The following is a 7583-nucleotide window of genomic DNA, read 5'->3' on the forward strand; positions in this document are numbered from 1 at the left end:
TCACAGACATTACATAAAATTTCGGTGCGGGTCATGCCGTGAGCGCGGTCAATCCGTTCGCTGACATTTTCTGGATTAATCGCTTTGAAATAACTTGGCCAGCCGCAACCCGAATCGAATTTCGCGTCTGATTCAAACAAAGGTGTGTTGCAGCATACACAGGTATAAATGCCATGTTCGTGGTGATCCCAGAATTTTCCCGTGAAAGCACGTTCAGTGGCGGCTTTTCTTGTAACTTCATATTCCATTGGTTCTAGTGTCGCGCGCCATTCTGCTTCGGTTTTAGTAACTTTTGAGTTGCTCATGATGGACTCCTATTTTAATGGACAGTTTTTGAGTTTTTTTTGATGGCTTTTTTAATTTCCGTACTCATCTGCCGACTCACTGATGAGTCAATTATGTTTAACTTACTCATTTAAGAAGAACAGCTAACTTCTAATCCGTTGGCCCAGTCGGGTGGCAACGCGGCGTAGTCAGCATATTCAGGCTGTTCATCAAATGGCTGCTGTAAAATTTTAAGTAGTTTACGAACCTCGGAATAGTCTTTTTTCTGTGCTTTTTCAATCGCAACTTGCGCTAAATAATTCCGCAGCACGTACTTGGGGTTCGTTTTATGCATTGCAAGACGTCGCACTGCGTCAAGGCTATTTTCTGACTGCAATCTCGCCCTGTATTGAAGCACCCATGCATCAAAACCTGCTCTATCGATAAACAGATGACGCAATAGCATGTCGTTTTCTGGATGCGCGATTTGCAAGTCACCTAAACGGCGGAAAAATAATGTGAAGTCCGTATGGCTACTTTGCATTAATGCAAACATTGCATCAAATAACTTATCGTCTTCTGGCTGAACAGTTAGCAGGCCTAGCTTGGCGTGCAATAAGTCACCATACTTAGCAGTATATTGGTTTTGATAGTCTTTCAACGCATCTTCGGTGTCTTCAACACTTCCAATCAATGGGAGTAATGTCTGGCCGAGTGCATAGCAGTTCCAATGACCGATTTGTGGTTGCATATTGTAAGCATAGCGGCCTTGTTGATCCGTATGGTTGCAGATATGGCGTTGGTCGTAAGCTTCCATGAACCCAAATGGTCCGTAATCAAGTGTTAGTCCTAATATCGACATATTGTCGGTATTCATAACGCCGTGCATAAAACCGACTGCCTGCCACTCGGCCATTAAATGGGCGGTACGCTTGGTCACTTCCGCTAAAAAAGCTTGATATCTATTTTCTTTTGCTGCTAGTTCTGGATAAAATTGTACGATAACGTAATCGGCCAAGATTTTCAGCGATGTATGTTGTTTGTTGTAAAACCAGTGTTCAAACGATCCAAAGCGAACAAAGCTTGGTGCCATGCGCGTTACTACTGCCGTGGTTTCCGGTGTTTCTCGCATCACCAACTGGTCTGATCCGATGACACTTAGTGCGCGCGAGGTTGGAATGCCCAGCGCCGCCATCGCTTCTGAGCAAAGATATTCGCGAATGGATGAGCGCAGTACCGCACGACCGTCTCCCATACGCGAATAAGGCGTCGCTCCAGCCCCTTTGAGTTGCAACTCAATACGGCTAGTAGCGTTATATGATGGGACGTCGCCTAATAATATCGCGCGCCCATCACCCAATTGGCCCGCCCATTGTCCAAACTGGTGCCCTGAATATACGGCGGAAAGTGGCTGTGATGCATCCAATAACTGGTTACCTGAAAAGGTATCAATAAATTGTTTAGAGGGAAATATAGCCGGATCAATACCAATTAACGCTGCGGCGACATCATTGGCATCGACCAGATAAGGTGCCACGATTGGCGTTGGCATTAGGCGCGTATAAAACTCTGGAGGTAAAGCGGCAAATCCATTGCTTAATGAAAGTTTCGGGAATGTTGGCTCGATATTCGGTGCGGCTACGTCATGCATGCGGGTTCCTTGGAAAGCGGAATGTGGTGGCAACCCGTAGTTTGACAGAGATAGCCGATATCATTGCTAAACACTGTCAATCTAAAAAAGGAGTAATAAGCGACTGACGTTCTTACATCGTCGAAACGCATACTATTTCCGGGCTTTTATTAGCAGTCAATTGACAGGGTTAAGCCATCATCAGCGCAAGAACAGGATGTTAAAGCGTCTTTTAGCTTGTTAAATATTCATGGTCAAAATGAGGCGTAAATAATCGAAATAGGAGTAATTTGTTACCAATAATCTTCGGTGACAAATTGTCCGGGTATTGCTCTGCGGCATGGGCGCATACCGCGCTGAACCAACATTTCTCTGGTCGCTGTAATCATTTCTGGATTTCCACAAATCATCACGCGCGATGCCTCTAACGTTATTGGTTGACCTGTAACGTGTTCGAGCGTGCCATTTTCAAGTAGTGTTGTAATGCGGCCATGAAGATGGCGCGGGCCTGTCGTCTGCGTGTCACGGGTTGTCGCTTGCACCATCGTCAGACTTGCACCGCCATTTGCAAGTTCGGTGCGTTGTGGCAGGCTTTCCAGCAATGCTTGATAGGCTAGTTCTTCAGTATTTCGTACGCCGTGCACGAGTACTAAATGCGTAAACTTTTTCCATAAGGCGGGATCTTGCAAAATCGAGATGAAGGGCCCAAGGCCGGTTCCGGTTGCCAGCATCCAGAGATCCTTTCCATCGACAAAACGATCTGCAGTCATGAACCCATAACTGGATTTTTCGACGAGTATTTTATCTCCCGGCAGTAGCTTTGACAGAAGTGCCGAAAACGGACCATTTGGTACTAGCACCAAATAGAATTCGAGGGTATTTTCTGTCATCGCTGAGGTCAATGAATAGGCGCGGGACACCGTTTCGCCACTCTCCGTCCTGAGGCCTAAGCGCGCAAACTGGCCGGGTGTGAATTGATATGCGGATGGCCGCGTGCATCGAAAGGATAGTAAAGTATCAGTCCAGTGATGCACGCTCGTAATGGTTTCGAGAGTATCTTTTTCGCCGCTAGTAATAGCGCTGTCGGGGATAACGTTTGTCATAATCAGGCACTCGTTTTATCAGTATATCTCCCACAATACACGTTTCATTAGTGATGTGATGACGTTCCACGGATAACGAGATAGTTTTTAACATCGGAGCACATCCAGATAAACGGTTGGTTGCTAATTAAATGTAAAAAATAGGAACAGGCATCGTTTTTTTTACCACGTACAAATTGGCAACTGATTCGTTGTCTACCGCAGCGAATCAGTTGCACATCGCCAAATTTTTAAAATAAAAATATCTTTTCAATAGGTGGAAAAAGCGTTCACTAAACTAGATTGAGCTTTTGTAATTGAGTAAAGCAACTAATGTTGGTTCTAATTGAGCGTTATGTCTGCCTCCAAATTTTTACGTTGTTACGTCCCGAATGTTTGGCATCATAGAGTGCTGTATCGGCACGCTGAAGCAATTCGTCAAAGCCGGTGACTGTGTGGTCCATAGCGCTGATCCCGATGCTAATAGTGTATTTAATTTCTGCACCATCGATGATGACCCGTGCAGCTTCGATCTTGTTGCGTAAGCGTTCTGCCAGTTGCAATGCCCCGCCAAGATCTGTTGATGGGAGAAGCGCTGCGAATTCTTCGCCACCGATCCGTGCTACCGTATCGATGTCTCGCATCGTTTCCTTCATCGTGCTTGCCAGATTACACAATATAAGATCACCAGCTGCATGTCCGTACGTATCATTGACTTTCTTGAAATAGTCAGCATCGATGATGATAAGAGTGAGGGGCCGAGGATTTCGATGCCAACGTTTGAACTCTAGCTCTGCTGCCTCGAAAAGCGTACGTCGATTTGCTATGCCAGTTAAATAGTCGCTCGAAAGGGCACTTAAGTGTCCAGCCGCATCGTTATTCCGGTCAGTTATATCGCGCAAAATTAAAGCATAACTGAGTTCATCAGGATCCGCTAAAACCATATTTCCTGCACCATCTACTGCAGTATCTTCAATCGGCACAATCATACTGCTGCTCCAGAAGCTTGTCCCGTCAGCCTTGACACGCCAGCCTTCGTTCAGACTCCAGCCGTCTTCATCGGCTTCTTTTAAGTAGTCTGTAATCCGTTCGGGCGAGATGCTACCTTCCTTGTAGAACATAGAGAAGGATTTTCCCACCACGTCTTCGGCAGTAAATTTAGTGACGCGTCCAATACTTGGATTCCATTCGTGGATTTTTCCTTCCTGATCAAGGCTCATTAATGCATAGTCTGTGACGCCCACCGTTATCGCGTTAATCCAAGCCGTGTTGTACTTGAGTTGGCGCTCTTGGGCTATGATCTGCGTCATATCGGTTAGGACTGTCATCAGATGGCTTTCATCCAATTTGATCATGCTTATCCCGAGCATCTTGGGATCTTGTTTTCCGCGAACGCCTGCAGTCAATTGGGCTCTGAAACCCTCACAAATAGATCCTTGTGGTGCTGTAAAATCTGCTGCCATGCGCCGCAATTCTGGGGCAACCGACTCTAAAGCGTTAAATAAATTTGACAGCCCGCCATCTTTCGATAAGGGCATTAATAGCTGGGCTGAGAGTGGATTCATCAGCTCAACCTCGCCCAAGCGGTTAGTTTGCACAAGGCCAACCGGTGCGAGGTAAAGAAACTGCAGTAATGCCTCGTACTCGCTGGCAATGTCTTGCGTACTCCCGTCTTCGCTCATGTTGCGCGTAAAACTAAAATGAATCGGATCAGCACGTCAGGACGCGATAAAAGTCTTAGTTTTACCTTAATAGGGCGCATGCGTAATGTGAGTACGTAATCAATGATGGTATCTAAAGAGGTGGAGGATTCGCGTGCATCTTCGAAGCGCTGCGCAACCATGAAGTTATTCATGCACGGAGCAACATTCGTAAATAAATGTGACCCGATCACGTTTTGAGCCCGCAATCCAGCCAATTTCGATTCAAATAGGTTGTAGCGTTGCACCAGGCCTGCGTCGTCAAATCCAATCACCCCAAAATCCATCTCATCGAGCTCTGTTGCCGACGCGTTAGCAATTATTGACATCAATCCTTCTTGATCGAAGAGCTCTTTGTTTATTTCAAGCATGTTATCTCCCGAGTTTTAAGCAAATATGACATCGACGGCCACGCATATTTGGTTCAAATTACAATTGAAAAATGGTTTTCAGGGCAAGCGTGTTGAAAAAAATAGTAGGTATTCATCGCGGGGCGGGTAACTACAGAGGACAGCACGCGTTTGTTCACGAGACTTTTTGATGTACTAATGAGACAACTAGACGATCAGCGAAACGCTGCTATCGCGGTAGAAATAATAAATACTGAAAGTTTGAAGTATTAGAAACTGATGGCACCGCTGGTATTGAAAGACTTAATTGATATTTGCTGCCGCGGGATAGCGGATTTGTCTTCGCTTTTAGTGCGCTTTATTTTCACCTAATCTTTTTAGAGACAAGGAGGTACGTTGCGCTGCTGCTAATGGGTATAAAAGCAATGTTTTTATAGACTTTATAGTACCGCAAAATTTCACAAACACCAGCATGACTTTCTTCTTATTTTATGGCGTGGTTTTTCTAAAATTACACGTTATTGATATAACTACATATCGTGCAATATTCACGCTATGTAATGTCTATTATTAAGCGAGGACTCTTTTTACGGTTTTTATAGTGGTTTCACTTGCAATACCCAAATAGAATTTTGTTTCATCAAAGCCAATATCCCAATGACCTTGCGGCCCACTCTTTGATTCGGTCAGTCAGTGACCTTTGGTCCCAAGCCTCTGCGGTAATTTCATCCGAGGTACTTAGATCATCATCAAACGCATTTTCCATTTCGCTACCAAATTCGTCGCCCATGATGATGACGTTTGCTTCGTAATTATGCAGAAAACTACGGATGTCAAGGTTGGCCGATCCGACCGTAGACCAGTTGCCATCGATTACCGCAGTTTTGGCGTGAAGGATGGCGACCTGTAATCGATAGATTTTTATGCCCGCTGCAAGGAGTTGATGGTAATACGACTGTCCTGCTTGAGATGCAAGGCCGCTATCGGAGACGCTGGGAAAAATCATTGAGACTTCAACGCCGCGCCGCGCGGCGTCAATTAGCACCTGTACCATTTGCTGATCAGGGGCAAAGTAGGGCGTTGTGATATGAATGGTTTTCTTTGCATTTTGAAATGCCTGGATATAGGCTTTATAAAGAATAAACTCTCCCCGCGGCCTGCTAATCACTACCCGCACCACTTTGTCGCCAGCAATGCCTAATGTCGGGAAATACTGTAAGTCGGGCAGGTCTTCAGTACCTTGCTTTGCCCACGAACGCATGAACGAAAGCTGCAAAAAAGCGACCGCTGGGCCTTCAATCTGGATGTGTGTGTCGCGCCAGCCGACTGAGCCGCTGGTCTTTTTCTTTGACCTGAACAATGAGCTATTGGCATAGGCCGCACTGATATTCACGCCACCTGTGAAGGCAATTTTTCCATCGACGACAAGAATTTTGCGATGGTCTCGGTTATTGAGGCGCCATGCGCCGATCCGTTTTAACGGATTGACGGGGTTGAATTCGACCAATTTGATGCCGGCGCTGCGCATACGGTCAAAAAATTCAGTTGGTGTGCCAATGGTACCAACGCTGTCATAAATGATATTGACCTGAATTCCGGCACGCTGTTTCTCGATAAGCAGATTGGCGAATTGCATGCCAAGAGCGTCTTGATCAAAAATATAGGTCTCAAAGTTTATATTATTCTTGGCATTGGCAATCGCCTTGATCATGGCATTCAGTGTCTGCGGGCCATCGAACAAAAGCGTTATTTTATTGCCTGCAATTGGCGGTGCCGTCACTGCTGCATCTTCCAGCGCCGCCAATTTATGCAAGTCAACCCGCGAGTGACTTAATCTCGATACCAAAATTGATGATGAGCGGGCATTTTCTGGTCGATTTTTAATGGCAAGCGAACCATCGGCTGGTTGCTCATTGAACGTCCTTATATCGGGCAGCGATGCGCAAGAAGATAGCGTTAGCCCTAACAAGGCGATCAACAGGATCCGTTGCAGGCGAGAAAGCATCGCACGATTTGAACTCGTGACGCGCGTGTTGATTCTCTTGATGATGCCCGTGGTGGTGCCCTTGTCGAATCTCATGGCGAGTCTCATAAAGAATGTGGTGGCAAATCTGTTTAGGAAATTGTTATCACCAGACCCGCTAGTGGCGCTGGCACACTTGCTATCTCATTGTCAGTATATAGCCAAATTGTTATTTCCCTAGAAGCGCCAATAAGGACGTTAAGCAAGTTGTGGAGCAATCGTTTGAGGCGGCGACTATAAGAGGCTAGCAACATCAAACACGGATTACAGGTTCAAGATGCTTTTGTGTAATTTTGTTGATATTTTTATATTAATGGTGTTCATTCTCATTTTTAGCTAGCCCATTATTTGTTACTCGTCAGTTTGCGGAGTCTGCAGAATGCCAGCCAATTATGGCGCGCTATGACATCACGAAGCAGCTCTCGGCTCAACTTAATATCAACAACGTTTTAGACACAAACTACTTTGGCGTGTTCGGGGCCTATGGCGCGATCACCTATGGCGCACCACGCGACGCTACGGTGACACTTAAGT

Annotated in this window: 6 protein-coding genes; all 6 read right to left on the reverse strand. The window is 45.8% G+C overall.

From position 1 onward, the window contains the following. Positions 1 to 305: peptide-methionine (R)-S-oxide reductase MsrB (msrB, locus tag QN379_RS22590; RefSeq protein ID WP_323507678.1), on the reverse strand; the 305-nt coding region annotated here is incomplete at its 3' end. 110 nt (positions 306 to 415) lie between these two features. Next, on the reverse strand, positions 416 to 1915 hold the full coding sequence (locus QN379_RS22595; RefSeq protein WP_323507679.1) for a protein adenylyltransferase SelO: 1500 nt from the start codon (positions 1913 to 1915) through the stop codon (positions 416 to 418). A gap of 272 nt (positions 1916 to 2187) precedes the next feature. Then, complete coding sequence (locus QN379_RS22600; protein WP_323507680.1) at positions 2188 to 2997, reverse strand: ferredoxin--NADP reductase; 810 nt, start codon at positions 2995 to 2997, stop codon at positions 2188 to 2190. 332 nt (positions 2998 to 3329) lie between these two features. Continuing rightward, the gene (locus tag QN379_RS22605; RefSeq protein WP_322238508.1) at positions 3330 to 4658 is read right to left on the reverse strand and encodes a diguanylate cyclase; all 1329 of its coding nucleotides are present in this window, start codon (positions 4656 to 4658) and stop codon (positions 3330 to 3332) included. Then, the gene (locus QN379_RS22610) at positions 4655 to 5047 is read right to left on the reverse strand and encodes a phosphonate transporter (RefSeq protein ID WP_323507681.1); all 393 of its coding nucleotides are present in this window, start codon (positions 5045 to 5047) and stop codon (positions 4655 to 4657) included. Before QN379_RS22610 ends, QN379_RS22605 begins: the two co-directional genes overlap by 4 nt. Positions 5048 to 5666: 619 nt before the next feature. Further along, complete coding sequence (gene cls / locus QN379_RS22615; protein WP_323507682.1) at positions 5667 to 7106, reverse strand: cardiolipin synthase; 1440 nt, start codon at positions 7104 to 7106, stop codon at positions 5667 to 5669. Positions 7107 to 7583 lie beyond the last annotated feature (477 nt).

The organism is Glaciimonas sp. Gout2, assembly GCF_035018905.1.
In the GTDB taxonomy this organism is placed as follows: Bacteria; Pseudomonadota; Gammaproteobacteria; order Burkholderiales; family Burkholderiaceae_D; genus Glaciimonas.